The sequence below is a fragment of the Clostridiales bacterium genome (genome assembly GCA_017569285.1).
Lineage (GTDB): Bacteria > Bacillota > Clostridia > Christensenellales > Aristaeellaceae > Aristaeella.
This window is the reverse complement of sequence record CP069419.1, coordinates 243,975-265,025: the sequence shown is the minus strand read 5'-3', so window position 1 is coordinate 265,025 and position 21,051 is coordinate 243,975. Positions and strand designations below refer to the sequence as shown.

Sequence of the window (21,051 nt, the reverse complement as noted above, 5' to 3'; positions counted from 1 at the left end):
TGCCTGTTTACTCATCTTCGTTCCTCCGTTACATACCCGGATAGCTGACGGTCAGGATCTTTCCGCCGATATCCAGCCATTCCCGCGGAACCATAATCCCGCTCGCGTACGGGAAGAAAATGATAAAGCCGGCGGCCGCCAGGACACAGGACAGGACTGCGGCAATCCCCCGGAATGCTTTCATCCGGCCGGGAATGGCAGCCAGGCAGAGCCCGATGGAAACCAGAAGGAACGGAATGCTGGCAAAGTAATGATAGATATATGTGCCTCTTGGTACCAGCACCCATGGAAGATACTGGGCCAGGAGCCCGATGAACAGGAACCCGTACCGGACATCATATGTCGGAGCAGTAAAGTGCCAGCGGATGACAGGAAGTCCGGAAAGGTAATCCGCATCGGAACGGATATACCGTCTGCGGGACAGCCAGCAGAGCAGGCATACCAGCAGGGTGAACAGCCCGCCAAACCAGACGGCGGGGTTGCCGAAACTGAAAATGCTGTGATGGACTGGCGATGAATAAGGTACAAACTCCTCCATCGCATAATACATCGGCCTATAGATAACAGGCCATTCATACCAGGGAGAGTAGTAATAATGATCCATGCCCAGTCCGGGTTTGCTGTGATACCGGAACATTCCCACCTGGGACTGCCATACAGCGGAAAGATAGTCCCACAGGGAGTGGATCCGCGTATTGTATGCCATATACGGAATATAGCTGAGCAGATAGATGGCAATCGGAACAGCAATGAAGAACAGAACACACCACAGGGAAATACGGATCAGGCGGGAAACAATCCGGTTGCGGGAACTGCTGTACGGAAGCAGTTCCGCAGCCTGTTCTTCAGAAAGACCGGCGGACTGAAGGAGGCGGTCCGCCTCAGCGCGCAGCCGGATATGGCGGATTCCGTGCCAGGCATACAGCACAGCCAGGCCGGCGCCGGCATAGATTCCGATCCATTTGCTGGCGATGGACAGCCCCATGAAAAGGCCGCTGAACGCCAGCGGAACCAATGCATGGCGGAACGGTTCCCTGGCAAGATCCGTCTGCATATAACGCAGCATAAAGAAATAGGCAAAAATGATAAACAGGACCGGATAACTGTCGATTGTCGCAATCTGGGTCTGGGTCAGGTGCATACAGTCCAGGGACATCAGGACGCATACAACGGCAGCCGGAAGTGTTTTTTTGGTCAGCTGCTTTGTCAGCAGATAGATTCCCGGCAGCATCAGGATTCCCGCCAGCGCACCGGCAAAGCGCCATCCGAACGGCGTCATGCCGAACAGGGTGATACACCAGCTGATAAATACTTTCCCGAGAGGCGGATGGCTCGTTTCATAGGGAACAGTTCCCTGTGTGAATTCAAATCCGGTACGTGCATGGTAGATCTCATCAAAATAGGTGCTGTTCCACCAGGACGGCTGGGGTTCGCCCGTGCTGCTTCCGAACAGGACAGGTGTCGCTTCCAGGGTGTCCGGCTCATCCAGCAGGGCGGAGGGATCGGAATACAGCATGGATTCCGGTTCAGCTCCGGTATGGGAAGCGACCGTAGCCGGAATGGCATTCCCTTCCGGGTCACGGAAGATGATTTCGTTCAGTTTCAGGCCGATCTGTTCAGCCTTCAGGCGGATATAACGGCCCCGGAAATGGACGATATTGGATTCGTTGTTATAGTATTTCAGATTTCCGTCCGCATCCTCAAACGGGCGGATCGCATACTTCCATTTCCAGCACTCTCCCTCGGCCATAAAGGCGGGACGGTCTTCGGACCATGTCTCTCCGTCCGTGCTGTCAGACAGGGAAAAATCAAACATACTGACCTGGCCGAAATAGAGGACCCGAATATCATCATGGGGCTGCCCGAGGTCAAAGACGATTTCCTCGTTGATGCCGGAGGAGGACCATCCGTTCTGCGGGGCTTTTGTACTTCCGAGCGTTGTCAGGCTGACCAGGCTGTAAAGAAGTGTAACCACAGTGAGAATGATGGTATCTTTCCGGTTCCAGTGCAGCTTCCGGTCCGGATGGTAATCCAGCGGGGTCCTGGAAGGAACCGGATGGGTATCCGGAAGGATGGACGGCTCAGCAGCAGACCAGTCTGCATCAGATCCCTGAAGCATCCGGTAACCGAGCAGGACGGCATAGACGGATCCGAGAATATTCAGGATACTGAGCCCGTCTGCCAGTGCGGTGGTATCCGAAAGCAGATGGCCGGATTCTGATCCGAGACGAATGCTGTTGTCCAGAACGATTCCTTCGTTGATAAAAACAGTGAAGGTGAACAACGCCAGAACCCAGAGGATCCGGCGGTCCCTCTGGACCGCATAGGCGCAGGCCAGCAGGAAAACTGCGGGAAGCAGATACCGTTCATGCATCTTGATGCCGAATACATAGAGCAGGATAAACAGCAGGGCGCCCAGATACGGAAGGAAACGGATATCCGATTTGCGGATAAACAGGGAAATGGTGATCAGGAAAGCGAACGCCATGGCACCGATACCGGGATAAGTCCATGGGGCGCCGCAGACTGCGCATACAATAAATCCGACCGACAGGCATCCGGCGGCTGTGGCCTCGATTCCCCAGAAACGGACATCCCGGTGTTTCCATGTCCACAGGACTGCAAAAACAAGGGAAGAGAAAGCGAAAAGAAGCGGAACGGCAATATGGGCGGTGTTTTCCAGCCGGGTCCAGTTGGCACCGAAAAGATAATAGATATTCGCGGTGTTCAGTGTGGCATAGGGGTAGGATGCCAAGGTCTCACGGTACTGGTTGAACAGCCATCCGAAGGGCTGGCGGAGCCCAAACGGGAGGATTCCGGCAATGAGAACGGCAATGGAGATCAGGATTCCGGCAAGGATGGACTTCCGGGTCTCCTTCTGCCGGATCCAGGTGAAAATGATTGCTGCCAGTCCGAGAAAGCCGAGCATCAGCGCCTGGGGTTTGACAAGTACGCTGAGCGCGTATATCGGAAGTGCTGCCGTCCATTTGTTTTTAACTGCGCACAGGACAACCAGCACCATCATCAGGCACAGGACACTGTCCATCTGGCCCCAGGCGGCGCTGTTCAGAATCAGGAGCGGATTGAAGGCCAGCAGCGCGAAAAGCACAATGAAGAAGCGGCTGTGTTCCGGATGCTGGCAGCGCATGTAAGCAAAGAGCAGCCAGCAGAGCGCAAGATCGCACAGGTTCGGAATAAGCCGGAAAATAACATTCGTCCAGGCGGAGGATGCTCCTGTCTGGGTGGAAATCCATGAATTCAGCCCAAGGATATAGGTGTACAGCGGCGGGTAATCGCAGAAACCGGTCACCCGGTAAAAATCCAAAGGACCATGGGCAGCCATGGTTCCGCCCCAGCTGAGGAAGCAGTTGACATCCACCTGATACCCCTCAACACTGGCGCTGATGAACAACCGAAGTGCCAGGGATATCAGCAGGATCAGCCCCAAACTCCATGAATCGGTCCGTTTCTGCAGTCCGGCGGTTCCCTGGAGAGAATGCGGACGCATTGCATACAGCATTACCGCGCAGATGAGCAGGATACACCACAGCAGGCCGCCGGCTGTCAGCAGAGGCCAGGCTTTCCGGGATTCGGGCTCCTCATCATCAGCAGTCTCCCGGCCGGTATCCTGAACAGAATACCAGCGGTCGGCAATAACGTCATCCGGGATGGAATCCACGGCGGTCAGGCGGATATCATCAAAGCATGCAGTGCCGGTACCGAGGTCCCCGTAGCCGCCGACCCGGGCATAGATCGTGACCCAGGTCTGGTCGGGACCGGTTTCGCCGTAGTATTCCACATAACGCCATTCGCCTTCGGTGTCAGCAAAGTCTTCCGAAAAAGCATAAAGTCCCTCGATGCTCAGGTTCGCACCGCGTCCGCCTTCAATACCCTGGGCGCGGATATAGCCGCTCAGGCAGTATACGGTATCGGGATCCACATCGACAACCTGTGCAATCCGGGCATCATTCGGGGCGTTATTCCGGATTTCGAAAACCTGGCCGCGTTCCGGGTCTTCATCCTGGATGACACGATATTCAGTATAACCGATCTGACTGTACCAGGCATCGGTATACCAGCCATCCGGAAGGTTCTCATCCTCCAGCAGTTCAAAACCGCTGTTCCAGATCAGATTGCTGTCATCCGGGTTTTCCTCACCGGACGCAGAGATGCAGACGGCAAAAACGCCGGCAAGAATCAGAACCAGCAGAATGAGCAGGCGCTTCGGGATGCGGGTATATTTCATGGACAGGACATTCCTTTCCTCTTTAGCGGTAAAACATACTGCCCGGCTGGAATGCGTTCGGAATGTGCCGGACGGAATCCGGACGAATCTCAATCACATCAAACCGGACGGGACTGTTCAGACGGCGGTTTTTCTGAAGATAGAGGACAGCCGCCCGGGATATCCGCTTTTGTTTATCTTCCGTAACGGACATCAGTCCCTGGCCGGGCGGTCCGGTCAGTCGGGTTTTGACTTCAACGAAAACGACTGTATCCCGGTCGAGCATAATCAGGTCGATTTCGCCGCAATGGGTTCTGTACCGGCGTTCGAGGCAAATCATCCCCAGCCGGTCATGAAGATAGGCCTCGGCGGTATTTTCACCCTGCAGGCCGGTTTCATAGGTTTGCTTCATACAAAATTACCGATAAAGCTTCTTCTGTGCTCCGGGCATGGACCGTACTTCCGGAGCGCTTCGATATGCTCCCGGGTGCCGTATCCCTTGTTGCGGGCGAATCCGTACTCGGGATACAGGGCATCCAGCTCCTGCAGCTGCCGGTCCCGGACCACCTTGGCGACAATGCTTGCGGCAGCAATACTGTATGAGAAGGCATCCCCATGAATTACGGCGACTTCCCTGCCCTTCAGCCCCAGTCCGGTGACCGCGTCGATCAGGAAAATATCAGCGGGAACGGAGTCCGCGGCCATACGCATGGCTTTTTTTGTGGCCTGCAGGATGTTGATCCGGTCGATTTCCTCCGGACTGACCTGGCCGATACCGACATACAGGGCATTGGCCATAATCTGGTCGTAAACTTTTTCCCGCCGGCTTTCACTCAGCTTTTTGCTGTCATCAATCCACTCAATCAGCGGGCTTTCCGGAATCACCACACAGGCGGTCACAACATTTCCGGCCAGCGGTCCGCGCCCGACTTCATCCATTCCGGCGATGACCAGGCTACCGGAACGGTATTGTGAATCAAAGGCCTGCAGTTCCAGTGCGTGTGCTTTCCTGTCGATCATAAAGCTTCTCCTGTCTGTGCATCGGGAAGTTCAAGGGTGATTTTGCCGAGCTTTCCGCTGCGGAACTCATCGAGTACCACATTGCAGCAGCGGTCATAGTCAAAACGGCCGCCCCGGAGCAGCCATCCCCTTCCGCGGCAGACGGCATCGAGGAGTTCCACATTTTCCACGTTCAGGTCTTCCACGTGGAACCGGACGGATAATGTTTCCGGACAGCTGGCTTTCAGGTCCTCCAGCAGCGAGATGGCCAGCGCGTAAATATCAACGACATCGTCCTTTACGGAACCGATATAGCAAAGCCTGCGGGCAGCGAGCTGATCATCCAGCCGGGGCCACAGCATACCGGGAGTGTCCATCAGGTCCAGGTAGGGTGCTACATGAATCCATTGGTTGCCTTTGGTCACGCCGGGACGGTCGCCGGTTTTTGCGATACTGGTTCCGCGGAGCCGGTTGATGAGCGTGCTTTTGCCGACGTTCGGAACGCCGATCACCATCACGCGAATTGTTTTCCGGATCCCCTTTTCTTCTGCGGTTTCAACAACGTCGCGTACAGAACGGTCAATGGTACCGAGAAGCTCCTTGGACTTCAGGGAAATGGCGTGGACGGGATAGGCGGTTTCGCCCCGGGCCTGGAAAAAACGAACCCATCTGCGGGTCGCTTCCGGATCAGCCAGATCTGCCTTGTTCAGCAGCAGAATCCGCCGCTTTCCGGCTGTCATACGGAGCAGCTCCGGATTCCGGCTGGAAAAAGGAAGACGGGCATCACAGACTTCAATCACCAGGTCGACCCGTTTCAGCTGATCCTGCAGAAGACGCCTGGTTTTGGCCATGTGCCCCGGGTACCAGTTAATTGGTTGCTCAGAAATACTCATAAAAAACGGGTGCCTGCCCTTCTCCGAAAAAATTCCTTCATTATATTATCCCATGAACAATATTGCGTCAAGCGAACATAGAAGGAAAAAAGCGGCGGAAAGCGTAAGCTTTCCGCCGCTGAAAGGCAGCATCCGGTTAACGGATAACAGCATAGAGAGGGGTCATATCAATTCCCGGTGTTCCGTCCAGTACCTCGGCAAGAGCAGCCAGCATGGTCTTGATACCTCCCGGGATATCACTTTCCGCATTCAGCGGAAGCACCGGGTCATGAACGCTCAGCCGGAGCAGGAACCAGGCAGAATCCGGAACACCGCCCAGATCAAAACTGATCCGGACCCCTTCCCGGTTATCCGGTGCGATATGCCACCCGTCCGTAATTTCAGCATGGTCGAGGATTCGCTGAATGGCCTCCTGGCCGCGCGGGCGGAAGTCCGGATCCGTAATATTGAGCCGGATCTCGGTGCTTTCTGCCGGTTCTTTCAGGTCTGCAATCAGGCTGCCGAGGTTTTTCCCCTGCTGCTTCATCTGCATGGCGGTCACGATAAGAACCGTCACCAGGTACATTCCGTCATCCAGGAAATGGTTTTCCCGCAGGGCAGCGTGACCGCTGGTCTCAATGGCCAGAGGACAGTCGGAACCTTCCCGGTTCAGCCGGATCGCTTCATCAATCACATTCCGGTAACCGCGCTTGAAGCGGTAGTGTTCCCCGCCCTTCCGGCGGATAAAGAGACTGAGGCCGGACGATGTGACCGAGTCCGTCACGATCACCTGGCGGGGATTCTGCTCCAGCAGGATGGCGCTGATCAGCGCGATCAGGCGGTTCCGGTTGATTTCTTTTCCGTCGGCGTCCACAACCGCAGCCCGGTCGCAGTCGGTATCAAAGATTACACCGAGATCTGCGCCGGCGCGGAGTACGGCAGAACGGAGTGAAGCAATTGCCTGAGCATTTTCCGGATTTGGAATATGGTTCGGGAAAATCCCATCCGGATTCAGGAACTGGCTTCCGGCGGTATTGGCGCCCAGGGACTGGAGCATGTCTGCATAAAAGCCGCCGGCTCCGTTTCCGGCATCCACCACCACATGAAGCCCGGCAAGCGGTTTGTCCGCATCAGTGCCCAGCCCGCTTCGGATCCGGTCTGCCAGCTGGCGCTGGTACACAGGAAGGAATTCCTCCGGCTGGACCGAACCGGCAGGTTCGGCATCCTCCGGCCGCAGGTCCCGGGCAACCCGAAGCAGAGATTCCACATCCTTGCTTTCCAGTCCGCCTTCAGATGTGAAGAACTTCAGCCCGTTTTTATCCCAGGGATGGTGGCTGGCAGTAATCATCACTGCGCCGTCTGCTTCAAATCCCGGGGTAATGGTGGACATATACATGGCCGGAGTGGTGCACATACCGAAGTCGGCTACGGAAGCACCGGAACGGCAGATGCCGTCTGAAACGGCCTGCAGGAGGGCGGGGCCGGTGATGCGGCTGTCCCGGCCGACGGCGATTTTCAGTGCCGAAGCAGGTTTGCTTTTTTTGGCAGCCACCCATTGAGCAAATGCCATACCCAGTGCCTGTGCGATATCCGTGGTCAGTGCGGCGTTGTCGCCCACGGCTGTTCCCCGGACATCAGAACCGCTTTTCAAAGACAACCAGTCTGTCATAACAATCGCCTCCGTTTGCTATGCGTCAAGTTCGTCACAGTACCCGCGAAGAATATGATACAATGGCGCAAGCTGCTGGAAATCCTTCCGGACCTCGGTCAGGATGCGCTCAGAGAAAACCTTCCTGAAATCGGGGGAAATCTTGTTGATATACATCTCCTTGGTACAGTACCATCGCCGCAGACGGTCCGGTATTTCCGGCGGCACTTCCATCCTTTTATGGATACTTCCGTTCAGAAGCAGGCCCCGGCCGGCCAGATCCAGGTCATCCAGTATCGCCAGTGTACCGTCCGGATTGGCACGCATCCTTTTCCGGAAAAGGTCCAGCGCTTCCCTGTTTTCACCCCAGAATCCCATCCCCCAGTCCAGGCGGGACGGTCCGAGTTCAAACCAGTACATCAGGCTTTGCTCCCGGGGCTCTCCTTCACGACGGAACAGCAGCCACAGATGATCCCGGTACGGGCTTTTATCCCGGGAAAAGCGGGTATCCCGGTGAATCCGGGAAAGACACCTGTGCGGACGGATTTCCATCCGCGGGTCAATTTTCCTCATTGCAGGTCCGAGATCTTCGATGAATTCATAGAACGGACGCTGGACAACCTCCACATACCGGTCATGGTTTTCATGGAAGTAGGCGGCATTGTTGTGAAACTTCAGATCCAGGAAGAAGGAAATAGTATCCTCACTGAAACCGGTGAACATACGGTGCCTCCCTTTCAGACGGAAAGCCGGACAGGCGTGACACCGGAAAGCCGGACGCTTTGCGGATCAGGCTGGCTCATACCGATATGGAATGTCAGGTGCTCAACAGGAATACGGTTCCCATCCGGATCAATTACGGTCCGGGTCAGCGGATCCAGCCGGACCACAGCCGAAACGGTTTCGCCGGCTCTTACCGGAATCCGGCAGAAACCGCAGAGCCGGGGGTGGGTTGGTGCATACGGACTGTCGGCTTCGGCATATACCTGTACCACAGCATCGCCGTCCATACTGCCGGTATTGCGGACACTGACCCGGATCCGGCCGTCTTCCAGGGATGCATCCGACAGCTCCCAGCAGGTGTAGCTGAGTCCATGCCCGAACGGATAGAGCGGTTCACCGGTGAAATAACGGTAGGTCCGGTTTTCCATGCTGTAGTCTTCAAAAGCAGGAAGATCATCCACACTTTTGTAGAAGGTTACCGGCAGGTGGCCGCTGGGGTTTTTCTCGCCGAACAGCAGCTCGGCAAGCGCTTTTCCGCCGGCCTGTCCGGGATACCAGGACAAAAGCTTGGCGTTGCCGCCGCTGACATTCAGGGCGGAACCGGCCGCAATGACGGTGATGAGTTTCCGGGAGTGCCGGCAGAGGATTTCCATCAGCCGCCGCTGGGATTCCGGAATCAGCAGGTCTTTCTTGTCACCGCTGAAATATTCATTGCCGGTATCCCCTTCTTCCCCTTCAAGGGTGGCGTCAAGACCGATACAGGCAATCGTCACATCGGCAGCCTCGGAGTACATGGCCGCTTCAGCCAGCCGGTCATCGGGTTTGGAAAGGCCGGACGTCCGGTCCTTGTACAGGTGGCTTCCGAGACTGTAAAGGACACGAATTCCGTGGGCAGCACAATAGGAACGGATTCCTTCCAGGAAGGTGACATATCGGCTGCTGGTACCGTTGTAGTTGCCTTCCAGGGCCGGAATGCTGTCGGCGTTCGGACCGATCACGGCAACGGTCCGGATCCGGTCCGCACACAGCGGAAGGGTTCCGTCATTTTCCAGCAGCACCATGCTGTTTTCCGCTGCCTTCAGGGCAAGTGCGTCGTGAGCGTCCGTATCGGTATCGGTTACCGGAATACCGTCATATTCACAGTCATCGGCAAAAAGCCCCAGCAGGAAACGGGTGGTAAAGAGACGCACACAGGCGGTGGTAATCTGCTCTTCAGTAACCAGCCCCTCCTGGTATGCCTGCATCATATGGAGATACGTATTGCCGCAGTTCAGATCACACCCGTTCCGGATGGCCAGGGCTGCGCTTTCGGGGGCTGTAGCGGTTACCTTGTGATTGACATGGAAATCCCGGATGGCCCAGCAGTCGCTGACTACATGCCCCCGGAATCCCCATTTTCCGCGCAGGGTATCCTTCAGCAGCGCTTTGCTGCCGCAGGCCGGTTCTCCGTTGACACGGTTGTAGGCGCCCATGACGGATTCCACATCCGCTTCCTTTACGGTGGCTTCAAAGGCGGCCAGATAGGTTTCGGCCATATCCTTAGGATTGGCTTTCGCATCGAATTCATGGCGTAGGGCTTCCGGACCGGAATGAACAGCGAAATGCTTGCTGCAGGCGGCAGTCTTCAGGTATTTTCCGTGTCCCTGCAGGCCTTCAATATATCGGATTCCGAGCCGGCTGGTCAGATACGGATCTTCACCGTAGGTTTCATGTCCGCGGCCCCATCTGGGATCCCGGAAAATATTGATATTCGGGCTCCATACGGTCAGCCCCTTATAAATATCCCGGTCGCCGAAACGGCTTTGCCCGTTGTATTTCGCGCGGGCCTCATCAGAAACGACAGAAGCGATTTCCTCCTGAAGATCTTCATCAAACATTGCAGCCAGGCCGATTGCCTGCGGGAAAACGGTGGCGGTACCTGCCCGGGCCACGCCGTGGAGAGCTTCATTCCACCAGTTGTATGCAGGAATGCCCAGGCGGGGAATTGCCGGTGCATCATATCTGAGCTGGGATGCTTTTTCCTCCAGTGTCATCCGTGATACCAGTTCTTTGGCCTGAGCCGTTGCTTCTGCCCTGTCTCTCATAGTGCTTCTCCGATCGTGAATTCAGTTTGAATGATTGATTCTTACCTTAAAAAATTATACATTCCGGTGGTTTTTTCCTGCTCATGGGAAACAAAAAACCGGCTTCAGAATAAATTCTGAAGCCGGTTTTAAGCGGAAAATCAGATGCGCTTGATCTCCTTGATCTTGGCAGCTTTGCCCTGGCGCTCACGCAGATAGTACAGCTTGGCGCGGCGGACTTTACCGCGGCGGATCATATCCACGTGGTCAACACGGGGGGAATGGATCGGGAAAGTACGCTCTACGCCGATGCCGTAGGACACACGACGCACGGTAAATGTTTCCCGGACTCCGCCGTTCCGCTTTGCAATAACAGTTCCTTCAAAAGCCTGCAGACGTTCGCGGTTGCCTTCAACAACCTTCACCCAGACCCGGACGGTATCGCCGACGTTGAACTGGGGCATATCACTGCGGATCTGCTTGGCTTCAATGGAACGAATGATTTCATTCATGACAGGTTCCTCCTTCCCTCATAGACGTTCATGACCCGGTCAGCGAACCGAACGATTCGCCGTTTCAGCCCGGACAGAGGACCGCCCGCATAACACCAGACATAATATCATAAAGAAAAACAAATTGCAAACATTATTTTTCTGCATGATACACGGAAACCGGAAGAAAAAGGAACTGTTCCCGGAGGAACAGTTCCCGGTATACCAGGAGAAATTACTTCTTCGCGGCAATGGCAGCCTGTGCGGCAGCGAGCCGGGCAATCGGCACACGGAAGGGAGAGCAGCTCACATAATCCAGGCCGATCTTATGGCAGAATTCCACAGAGGTCGGATCACCGCCATGCTCGCCGCAGATACCGATGTGCAGCTTCGGATTGACCGGACGTCCCAGCTTGATGGCAAGATCCATCAGCTTGCCGACGCCGTTCTGGTCCAGGCGGGCGAACGGATCGCTCTCGAAGATCTTGGTGTCATAGTACGCGGAAAGGAACTTGCCCGCGTCGTCGCGGCTGAACCCGAAGGTCATCTGCGTGAGGTCGTTGGTGCCGAAGCAGAAGAAATCAGCATCCTTGGCGATTTCATCCGCGGTCAGGGCGGCACGCGGGATTTCGATCATCGTACCGACTTCATACTCGATCTTCACATCGCTGGCGGCGATTTCAGCATCGGCCGTTTCCACAACGATCTTCTTGACGAACTTCAGTTCCTTTTCCTCGCAGACCAGCGGAATCATGATTTCGGGACGAACCGTCCAGTCGGGATGCGCTTTCTGCGTGTTGATGGCAGCGCGGATAACGGCCCGGGTCTGCATCTTTGCGATTTCCGGATAAGTGACAGCCAGGCGGCAGCCGCGGTGGCCCATCATGGGATTGAATTCATGCAGGGAAGCGATGATGTTCTTGATGGTTTCTACACTCTTGCCCTGGGTTTTGGCCAGCAGTGCAATCTCTTCCTCCGTGGTGGGAACGAACTCATGCAGCGGCGGATCCAGGAACCGGATGCAGACCGGGCAGCCTTCCAGCGCTTCATAGAGCTTTTCAAAGTCGCCCTGCTGATACGGCAGGATTTTATCCAGCGCAGCTTCGCGTTCTTCCACCGTGTCGGAGCAGATCATCTCGCGGAAAGCAGCGATGCGTTCCGGCTCAAAGAACATATGCTCGGTACGGCACAGGCCGATACCTTCCGCGCCGAGCTCACGGGCTTTCTTTGCATCGGCGGGCGTATCGGCGTTGGTCCGCACGCGGAGCCGGCGGTATTTGTCCGCCCATGCCATGATCCGGCCGAACTCTCCGGCAATCTTGGCATCCACAGTCGGGATCAGGCCGTCATAGATATTGCCGGTCGTTCCGTCGATGGAGAGGAAATCACCTTCATGGAAGGTTTTCCCGGCAAGCGTGAATTTCTTGTTTTCTTCATCCATGGCAATGTCGCCGCATCCGGAAACGCAGCAGGTTCCCATTCCGCGGGCAACGACGGCTGCGTGGCTGGTCATACCGCCGCGGACGGTCAGGATGCCCTGGGCGCTCTTCATACCGGTGATGTCCTCAGGAGAGGTCTCCAGACGGACCAGGACGACTTTCTCGCCCCGGGCGGCCCATGCTTCGGCGTCTTCAGCGGTGAACACGATTTTACCGCAGGCGGCGCCGGGAGAAGCACCCAGGCCGCGGCCGATCGGAGCAGCCTTTTTCAGGGCTGTGGCGTCAAACTGCGGATGAAGCAGGGTGTCCAGGTTACGGGGATCGATCATCGCAACGGCTTCCTCTTCAGAACGCATTCCTTCGTCCACGAGGTCGCATGCAATCTTCAGTGCGGCCTGCGCAGTACGTTTGCCGCTGCGGCACTGCAGCATATACAGCTTTCCGTTTTCCACGGTGAATTCCATATCCTGCATGTCACGGTAGTGCTTTTCCAGGGTTCCGCAAACCTTGACGAATTCATCATAGGCTGCGGGGAACTGTTCGGCCATCTGGGAAATCGGCATCGGCGTACGGACGCCGGCGACCACGTCTTCGCCCTGGGCATTGACAAGGAACTCACCCATCAGCTTGTTTTCGCCGGTTGCGGGGTCGCGGGTGAAGGCAACGCCGGTACCGGAGTTGTTGTTCAGGTTTCCGAATACCATGGGCATGACATTGACAGCGGTTCCCCAGCTGTACGGAATGTCATTGTCGCGGCGGTAGACATTGGCACGGGGATTGTCCCAGGAACGGAAAACAGCCTTGATGGCTCCCATCAGCTGATCCTTCGGATCGTAGGGGAAGTCATCACCGATCTTGGCCTTGTATTCCGCCTTGAAAGCGGCGGCCAGCTCTTTAAGGTCATCGGCAGTCAGATCCACGTCGTATGTGACACCCTTTTTCTGCTTCATCTCATCGATGAGCTGTTCAAAGTATTTCTTGCCGACTTCCATAACGACATCGGAGTACATCTGGATAAAACGGCGGTAACTGTCATATACGAAACGCGCGAATTTGGGGTCGTCGTTTCCGGCAATCATGGCGGCAACCACGTCGTCATTCAAGCCCAGATTGAGGATGGTGTCCATCATACCGGGCATGGAAGCACGGGCACCGGAACGGACGGAAACAAGCAGGGGGTTTTTCAGGTCCCCAAACTTCTTGCCGTTGATTTCTTCCATCCGCGCAATATACTCCATGATCTGCGCCTGGATTTCATCATTGATCTGGCGTCCGTCTTCATAATACTGGGTACAGGCCTCGGTAGAAATCGTGAATCCCTGGGGAACAGGCAGGCCGATGTTGGTCATCTCAGCCAGGTTGGCGCCTTTTCCGCCCAGAAGTTCACGCATGGTGGCATTCCCTTCGCTGAAGAGGTACACATACTTTTTGGACATACAAAATTCCTCCTCGTTCAATTCGCGTGTAACAGTTTGTCAGAACAGTGCAACGTCCACAATACCGTACAACAAATGATTATACTGCCTGAACAGTCACTTGGCAAGCTTTTTGTATACTGTGCAGGCGTTCCGCATATTACGGAAGGCACTGTTTTTTATGATCCGCTGCCGAAAGAAGCTGCTCGGCGTAAGTGACTGCATCCGGGGAGATTCCGTCGGCACCGCTGATGATCCGGGCGATTTCCCGGATCCGTCCTTCCCTGTCCAGCTCGGAGACATTGGTCTCTGTCCGGTCGTTGACAACACCTTTGCTGACCAGGTACTGATAGTCCCCGGCAGCAGCCAGCTGAGGCAGATGGCTGACGCAGATCACCTGGTGATGCCTGGAAATCGCGATCATCTTTTCAGCAACTGTCTGTGCCATCTTACCGCTGATACCCGTATCGATTTCATCAAAGATCATGCAGTCAACACCGGTGTGTCCGGCTTCCAGGGTTTTCATGGCCAGCATCAGGCGGGACAGTTCGCCGCCGGAAGCAATATCCTTCAGCGGCATCAGGGGTTCTCCCGGATTGGGGCATATCAGGAATTCGCCGCGGTCATCGCCGGTTTCCGTCGGCATTTTCGGCTTACCATCCGAATTTTCCTCAAAATGCACACTGAAAACGGTCTGGGCCATGCCAAGCTGCTGAAGTTCCTGCATCATATGCATGCTGAAAACTTCGGCCAGTGCTTTTCTGGAAGCGGTCAGCCTGCGTGCGGCTTCCCGGTATTCAGCCAGGAGTTTCCGGTGTTCAGCACCCATCTGTTCCAGACGGTCGTCCAGCCGGTTCAGGTCTTCCAGCTCGGCGGCCAGGTTGTCTTCTGTCTGCAGGACTTCATCCGCAGATGTTCCGTATTTTTTTTCAATCCGGCGGATCTGGTCCAGGCGGTTTTCCGTCTGTTCAAGCCGCACGGGATCAAAATCATTCTTTTCGATCAGGCCGGAGAGCTGAAACGCAATGTCTTCCAGCTCATAATAAAGGTTCTCACAACGGGCGGAAAGTCCGTGGATGAGATCATCCTCTTCTGTGATCGATTTCAGCGCGTTTCCGGCTTCCCGGACAGCGGATAGTGCGCCGTCTTCCGATGCCTCTCCGTGTACCAGATGGCCGTATGCGTTTTTCAGGGAGCCGGAGATCCGGCCGGCTTTTTCCAATCCACGGAGACTGTCCCGAAGGGATTCCTCTTCACCCGGCTGCAGCGCAGCACTGCGGAGTTCTTCCAGCTCCCGGGTAATCTGCCGGATCCGGGGCTCCTTATCCCGGCTGATTCTGACCAGGCGGGCATATTCACGATGATTGGCCATAAACCGCATACAGGCATCGCGGACATCTCCGAGAAGCAGCATATGGGCTTGGTCTCCGAGATGATCGAGATAGGCCAGGTGGGTTTCCGGATCTGCAAGGAACTGGTGCTCACTCTGCCCGTGGAGATTCATGAGCAGCGGTGAAAGTTCCTTCAGGAACGACAGCGGCATCATTACGCCGTTGACCCGGCAGATGTTTTTTCCGGTGGCAGATATTTCCCGGTAAACTGTAATGGAAGAACCATCAAACTCAAGGGATTCCCGCTCCAGAAGCCGGGCTGCGGTATCGGAGCCGGGTATGTCAAAAACGGCTTCAACCGATCCTTTTTCACATCCGGAGCGGATCAGTGTACGGTCGGCCCGCCCGCCGAGGATCAGCTTCATGGCATCCACAACAATGCTTTTTCCGGCCCCGGTTTCTCCGGAAAGCACCTGCAGCCCGGAATGGAAACAGATGGTCAGGCGATCGATCAATGCAATATTCCGGATGGATATCGATTGAATCATACCGTGCTTTCCTCCCGCATGTTATTCATCGCTGGACAGCTTCCGGAGGCGCGCGGTGATCTCATCGGCATCCTTTTCATTTCGTGCGACGATGAAAATGGTATTGTCTCCGGCAATAGTCCCGAGTATTCCGGACCACTGCATGGTGTCAATTGCTTCGCCGGCAACGCCGGCTGATCCGCTCAGCGTTTTGACCACAATCATATAGCCGGCCTGCTCCACGCTGACCAGGGAATCAGACAGGATCCGCGTCAGCCGGACATTCACGGCTGAACGGTTGCGGTCCGGCTGGGCATATTTGTACTTGCCGCTTTCCCCGATGACTTTGATCAGGTGGAGATCCTTGATATCCCTTGAAATGGTTGCCTGGGTAACCTGGTAACCGAGCGCGCGCAGTTCGCCGGCGAGCTCTTCCTGTTTCTCGATTTCCTTGTCCGAGATGATCCGGATGATATCATTCTGGCGGGTGGATTTCATCATTGCACCTCCGTCATTACTCGTGGTTGGAACCCCATTCCCGCAGCTTCATATGCAGCAGGCTGTAAAAATGATACGGGTGCAGCCGAAGAAGCCGTACGGTATCGGGGGAACCGGTCACAATAATCTCATCCCCCGCCTCCAGGGTTCCGCGGTTCATGCCGTCGATCTGGAGTTCTGCAGTCTGATTCCGCTCTTTCTGCAGGCGGAAACGGATTTCTGATCCCTCTGAGACAACGCACGGACATTGCTGCAGGCTGTGGGCGCATACGGGTGTCAGTACGATACACCGCATGGACGGTTCCACAATCGGTCCCCCGGCAGAGAGAGAGTAACCGGTAGATCCGGTGGGTGTTGCGGCAATCATTCCGTCGGATGTGAATGTACCGAAAGCCTCCCCGCTCACCGTACAATCCACCCGGATCAGGCGGGCATACCCGCCGCGGGTGATTACGGCGTCATTCAGTGCACTGAAATGCTCGCCGGTTTTGACGTTGGTCACATCCAGCAGCATCCGCTCTTCTGTCTCGTAGCGGCCGGCCAGGATTGCATCCAGGGCTTCCTGAAGGCGCTCCGGTTCTTCCTCGGTCAGGAATCCGGTGGTTCCGAGATTGAATCCCATCAGGGGAATGTGATATTTCATCGCATACCGGGCACCGATCAGGAGCGTTCCGTCGCCGCCGAACGTCAGGATAATTCCTGCACAGCCCGGAAGCGTTTCATTGCCGGATTCCGGGGAAATACATTCAATCCCATGCACTTTCAGGTAGGATTCAGCCGTGGAAGCCAGGCTGATGGCATCCGGTCGGTCCGGATTTGCCAGAAGACAGATACAGCGAATCAAAGATGACCATCTCCCTGTTCATTCGTCAGTTTACGATGGGCTTCCGCCACAACGGAACGGATATCGGCGTCTGTGATTCCGGCAGAGGAATCATCCGATTTCCGGATTTCGGACAGGAATTCGATATTTCCTTCGGGACCGGTGATCGGAGAATAATCCAGCCGGCGGACATTCCATCCGACAGACCGGGCAAATTCGGAAATGGTCCGGATTACATCCTCATGGGTTTTGGGGTCACGGACCACCCCTTTTTTTCCGACCTTGTCCCGGCCGGCCTCAAACTGCGGTTTGATCAGGGAATAGATGACCCCCTGGTCCCCGATAACGCTGATCAGAGCCGGCAGGATCAGCCGGATGGAAATAAAACTGACATCCATCACGGCTATTTCCGGCCTTTCCGGAAACATGTCTGCCGTCAGGAAACGGGCATTGGTCCGTTCCATAACCGTAACCCTTGGATCATTCCGGAGCTTCCAGTCCAGCTGGCCGTATCCGACATCCACTGCGTATACATGCCGTGCGCCGCTGTGAAGGCAGACATCGGTGAAACCGCCGGTGCTGGCACCGGCGTCCAGAATCACCCGGTCCTTCAGGCTGGCGCTGAAAACGCGGACTGCCTTTTCAAGCTTCAGAGCTCCCCGGCTGACATAGGTTTTTTCCGGCTGCCTGATCAGCAGAGGATCTTCCGGCCGGACTGCTTCGGATGCTTTCATCACACGGCGTTCACCGATAAAAACCTGCCCGGCCATAATGGCAGCCTGTGCTTTTTCACGGCTTTCCGCAAGACCGCGGTCTACCAGCGCGACATCCGCGCGTGTTTTTTCCGTCACTGCTCAGCCCTCCCGAGTTTGCGCAGGATCCTGCCGGCAATCTGATCCGGGCAGAGTCCGGCATCTTTCATCAGCAGCTGATGGTTCCCATGTTCAATCCAACAGTCCGGAACGCCGATGCAGTCGGCCGGCTGCGGGAACCCTTTTTTCCGGCAGAGTCCGGAAATATAGGCCCCGAATCCGCCGGTTTCCATGTGCTCCTCCAGCGTGAAATAAGGAGTATCAGGACTTATGCGGGAAAGGAATTCCTCGTCCGCCGGCTTAAGGGAGGTACACTGGATTACCGCGGCGGAAACCCCTTCTTTTTCGAGCAGGGAGCGGACAGATACCGCCTGCTGGACCATATTGCCGGCAGCAAGGATCATCAGATCGCATCCCTCAAAAATGGTATACCATTTTCCGGGAACAAAGTGACGGCCTTCCGGATGACAGAACGGAACAGGTGTTCCGTCCTTCTGGTAACGGATTGTGCATGGACCGTCCTGTGTCAGCGTCCAGCGGATCATCTCGCTGAGCTCCAGTGCGTCACAGGGGGCCAGAACGGTCATACCGGGAACCGGCAGAACTTCCGCAAGATCAAACAGGCCGTGATGGGTCCGGCCGTCTTCCCCGCCGAGCCCGCTCCGGTCCAGCAGGAAAACGACCGGGAGGTTCTGCATGCAGACATCGTGGATCATCTGATCATAACAACGCTGGAAAAAAGTGGAATAAACGGCGTAATAGGGACGCATTCCGCCGGCAGCAAGGCCGGCAGCCAGTGTGGCGGCATGCTCTTCGGTGATTCCGGTATCAATGACGGAATCCGGGTATTTTTCCGCGAAATGATCCAGGCCGGTTCCGAGTTTCATCGCTGCGGTAATCGCTACAATCCGGCTGTCAGAGGAACGCATCCCGGCCAGGGTATCCGCCATGACATGACCGGCAGAAGGATAATCCGGTTTCCGGATCCGGTTTCCGGATTCGATGTAGAAGGGCGGTGTTCCGTGGAAGGCTTCCGGACGGGCTTCCGCCTGCTCATATCCGTACCCTTTTTTGGTCAGCACATGAATGACGCAGGGGCCGGTGCATTCGCCGGCTTTTTTCAGTGTTTTTTCCAGGCTGGACAGGTCATGTCCGTTGATGGGTCCGAAATACTGAAAGCCGAGCGCTTCGAAGAAACCCAGGTCTCCGCTGCGGAGAAGCATGGATTTTACCAGCTTCTTGGTTCCATGCATTGCCCGGTAGATCAGTTTTCCGAAAACCGGAAAACGGTTCAGGCGACGGACCCGCTGTTTGGCACTCTGCCACCCGGCACTGATTCTCAGGTCTGTCAGGTAGGAACTGAGGGCGCCGACGTTCGGCGCAATGCTCATCTCATTATCATTCAGGATCACAATCAGGCGTGTATGGCTGTGACCGGCATCGTTCAGCGCTTCATAGCACATACCGCCGGTCATGGCTCCGTCTCCTACCAGCGCGATTACATGATGGTGTTCATTCCGGTAATCCCGCGCACGCGCCAGTCCCAGGGCGGCGGAAATGGAAGTACTGGCATGTCCGGTTTCAAAACAGTCGTATTCACTTTCATCCCGCTTCGGGAAGCCGGAAATCCCGCCGTATTCCCGGAGCGTCCTGAACCGGCTGTACCGGCCGGTGATCAGCTTGTGAACGTAGGACTGATGGCCGACGTCAAACACGACCTTGTCCTCCGGCAGATGAAACACACGGTGGATTGCAAGCGTCAGTTCCACAACCCCCAGGTTGGATGCCAGATGTCCGCCGTTTTCGGAAACGGTTCGGATCAGTTCGGCCCTGATTTCTCCGGCCAGTTCCTGTATTTCTTTTTCACTCAGACGGGCCAGATCCGCAGGGGAATTGATTTTCTCCAGCATGCTGCTTCCGCCTCTCTCTGCCTTATTCATCCGGATTACAGCTTTGTTCCGCCTTTGCTGCCCTTGGCTCCCTTGCTGCCTTTGGCACCTGATCCGACGCTCTTCAGGATGTCGCTGGTATAGGCATAATTGGCATGGTTACGGTCTTCATGCGCTTTTTCTGCAAACCGGATCATCCGGTCAATCAGCTCACGGTACCGGATTCCGTCATATTCCCACAGATAGAATGCAAGGCTTCCGGGAATCGTGTTGATTTCAGTGATATACAGCTTTTCGCTGTCGCGGTCAAACATGTAGTCAATCCGGACCACACCTTTCCCGTCCATCATCCGGAAGATATCCTTGCTCATGTTCTGGATTTCCGTTTTCAGCCCGTCATCGATCGGAGCCGGAAGGACGCGGTGAAGGCTGGCCATTCCCTTGCTTCCGCCGGATGCAAGATACTTCTCGCCGAAAGTCAGGAATTCGGTGCTGTTCAGCGGCATTTCAATGGAGGAAGCCATCACTTCATCGTCATAGCCGAGCACGCTGCAGTTCAGTTCAATGGGCTGGTTCAGTCCTTTTTCAACCAGGACCCTCCGGTCATATTCAAATGCAAGGGACAGGCTGTCCTTCAGGCCGCCTTCATCATCAGCCCGGCTGACGCCGATGCTGCTTCCCAGGTTGGCTGGTTTTACAAATACCGGGAATCCCAGTTCACTCCGGATCTTTGCGGCAACATCATCGGCACTGCTTTCAAACTCATGCCGCGTCACAGCCACTCCGGGAAGAACCGGGAGACCGGCGCCGCGGAAGAACTGCTTCATGATGATTTTGTCCATTCCGATTGCGCTGCCGGGAACCCCGGTGGATGTATACGGGATATTGGCCAGCTCCAGCAGTCCCTGCAGGGTGCCGTCCTCGCCGTTCAGACCGTGCATTACAACGATATACACATCAATCCTGGCAATGATCTCAAGCCTTTCCCGGCCGAAAAGCCCCTTGCCTTTTTCCAGGCGGAGCAGCGCGCCGGATCCGGAACTCAGGTCCGGAAATACGCGGACAATACCGGCAGTTTCGCCTTTGAACGGCCGGAAGGTATCAATCTCCTTCAGCTTTTCACCGGTATACCAGTTTCCGCGCTCATCAATATAAACCGGAATCACGTCATACTGCTCCGTGTCGGCATGGCGCATCAGCTGAATGGCGCTTATGATGGCGACTTCCCTTTCACAGCTGCGGCTTCCGAATATAACGCCGATTTGCTTTTTCAATTCTGATTCCTCCGTTTCATAT

At 55.7% G+C, this 21,051-nt stretch carries 15 protein-coding genes; all 15 read right to left on the bottom strand.

Features of this window, described 5'->3' with window-relative positions; genetic code table 11:
- Nucleotides 1-28: 28 nt before the first annotated feature.
- The 15 genes from JNO48_01245 to JNO48_01175 all read right to left on the bottom strand — a co-directional run bounded on the left by JNO48_01245 (nt 29) and on the right by JNO48_01175 (nt 21,029).
- Nucleotides 29-4,246 carry a phospholipid carrier-dependent glycosyltransferase gene (locus JNO48_01245; protein QTE68569.1) on the bottom strand — a complete coding sequence of 1,406 codons (4,218 nt, stop codon included), beginning with the start codon at nt 4,244-4,246 and terminating at the stop codon, nt 29-31.
- 22 nt (nt 4,247-4,268) lie between these two features.
- Nucleotides 4,269-4,637: a YraN family protein gene (locus JNO48_01240; GenBank protein ID QTE68568.1), complete on the bottom strand. Its 369-nt coding sequence runs from the start codon at nt 4,635-4,637 to the stop codon at nt 4,269-4,271.
- Nucleotides 4,634-5,245, bottom strand: a complete 612-nt coding sequence (locus tag JNO48_01235; GenBank protein QTE68567.1) for a ribonuclease HII — start codon at nt 5,243-5,245, stop codon at nt 4,634-4,636. The genes JNO48_01240 and JNO48_01235 overlap by 4 nt, the downstream gene beginning before the upstream one ends.
- Entirely contained in the window at nt 5,242-6,075 is an 834-nt protein-coding gene (gene ylqF, locus JNO48_01230; protein QTE68566.1) for a ribosome biogenesis GTPase YlqF, read from the bottom strand. Before ylqF ends, JNO48_01235 begins: the two co-directional genes overlap by 4 nt.
- 178 nt (nt 6,076-6,253) lie before the next feature.
- The gene (locus JNO48_01225) at nt 6,254-7,765 is read right to left on the bottom strand and encodes a phosphomannomutase/phosphoglucomutase (GenBank protein ID QTE68565.1); all 1,512 of its coding nucleotides are present in this window, start codon (nt 7,763-7,765) and stop codon (nt 6,254-6,256) included.
- An 18-nt stretch (nt 7,766-7,783) separates the two neighbouring features.
- Complete coding sequence (locus tag JNO48_01220) at nt 7,784-8,467, bottom strand: DUF2461 domain-containing protein (protein QTE68564.1); 684 nt, start codon at nt 8,465-8,467, stop codon at nt 7,784-7,786.
- A gap of 14 nt (nt 8,468-8,481) precedes the next feature.
- Nucleotides 8,482-10,551, bottom strand: coding sequence for a glycoside hydrolase family 3 C-terminal domain-containing protein (locus JNO48_01215; protein ID QTE68563.1), 2,070 nt, complete (start codon nt 10,549-10,551; stop codon nt 8,482-8,484).
- A 140-nt stretch (nt 10,552-10,691) separates the two neighbouring features.
- On the bottom strand, nt 10,692-11,042 hold the full coding sequence (gene rplS / locus JNO48_01210) for a 50S ribosomal protein L19 (protein QTE68562.1): 351 nt from the start codon (nt 11,040-11,042) through the stop codon (nt 10,692-10,694).
- A gap of 214 nt (nt 11,043-11,256) precedes the next feature.
- Complete coding sequence (gene ppdK, locus JNO48_01205; protein ID QTE68561.1) at nt 11,257-13,896, bottom strand: pyruvate, phosphate dikinase; 2,640 nt, start codon at nt 13,894-13,896, stop codon at nt 11,257-11,259.
- Nucleotides 13,897-14,035: 139 nt separating this feature from the next.
- The gene (recN, locus tag JNO48_01200; GenBank protein ID QTE68560.1) at nt 14,036-15,754 is read right to left on the bottom strand and encodes a DNA repair protein RecN; all 1,719 of its coding nucleotides are present in this window, start codon (nt 15,752-15,754) and stop codon (nt 14,036-14,038) included.
- Nucleotides 15,755-15,775: 21 nt separating this feature from the next.
- Nucleotides 15,776-16,231, bottom strand: a complete 456-nt coding sequence (locus tag JNO48_01195; protein QTE69647.1) for an arginine repressor — start codon at nt 16,229-16,231, stop codon at nt 15,776-15,778.
- A gap of 16 nt (nt 16,232-16,247) precedes the next feature.
- Nucleotides 16,248-17,075 carry an NAD(+)/NADH kinase gene (locus tag JNO48_01190; GenBank protein ID QTE68559.1) on the bottom strand — a complete coding sequence of 276 codons (828 nt, stop codon included), beginning with the start codon at nt 17,073-17,075 and terminating at the stop codon, nt 16,248-16,250.
- The gene (locus JNO48_01185; protein QTE68558.1) at nt 17,072-17,905 is read right to left on the bottom strand and encodes a TlyA family RNA methyltransferase; all 834 of its coding nucleotides are present in this window, start codon (nt 17,903-17,905) and stop codon (nt 17,072-17,074) included. The genes JNO48_01190 and JNO48_01185 overlap by 4 nt, the downstream gene beginning before the upstream one ends.
- Nucleotides 17,902-19,776 carry a 1-deoxy-D-xylulose-5-phosphate synthase gene (gene dxs / locus JNO48_01180; protein ID QTE68557.1) on the bottom strand — a complete coding sequence of 625 codons (1,875 nt, stop codon included), beginning with the start codon at nt 19,774-19,776 and terminating at the stop codon, nt 17,902-17,904. Before dxs ends, JNO48_01185 begins: the two co-directional genes overlap by 4 nt.
- Nucleotides 19,777-19,811: 35 nt before the next feature.
- Complete coding sequence (locus JNO48_01175; GenBank protein QTE68556.1) at nt 19,812-21,029, bottom strand: D-alanine--D-alanine ligase; 1,218 nt, start codon at nt 21,027-21,029, stop codon at nt 19,812-19,814.
- Nucleotides 21,030-21,051 lie beyond the last annotated feature (22 nt).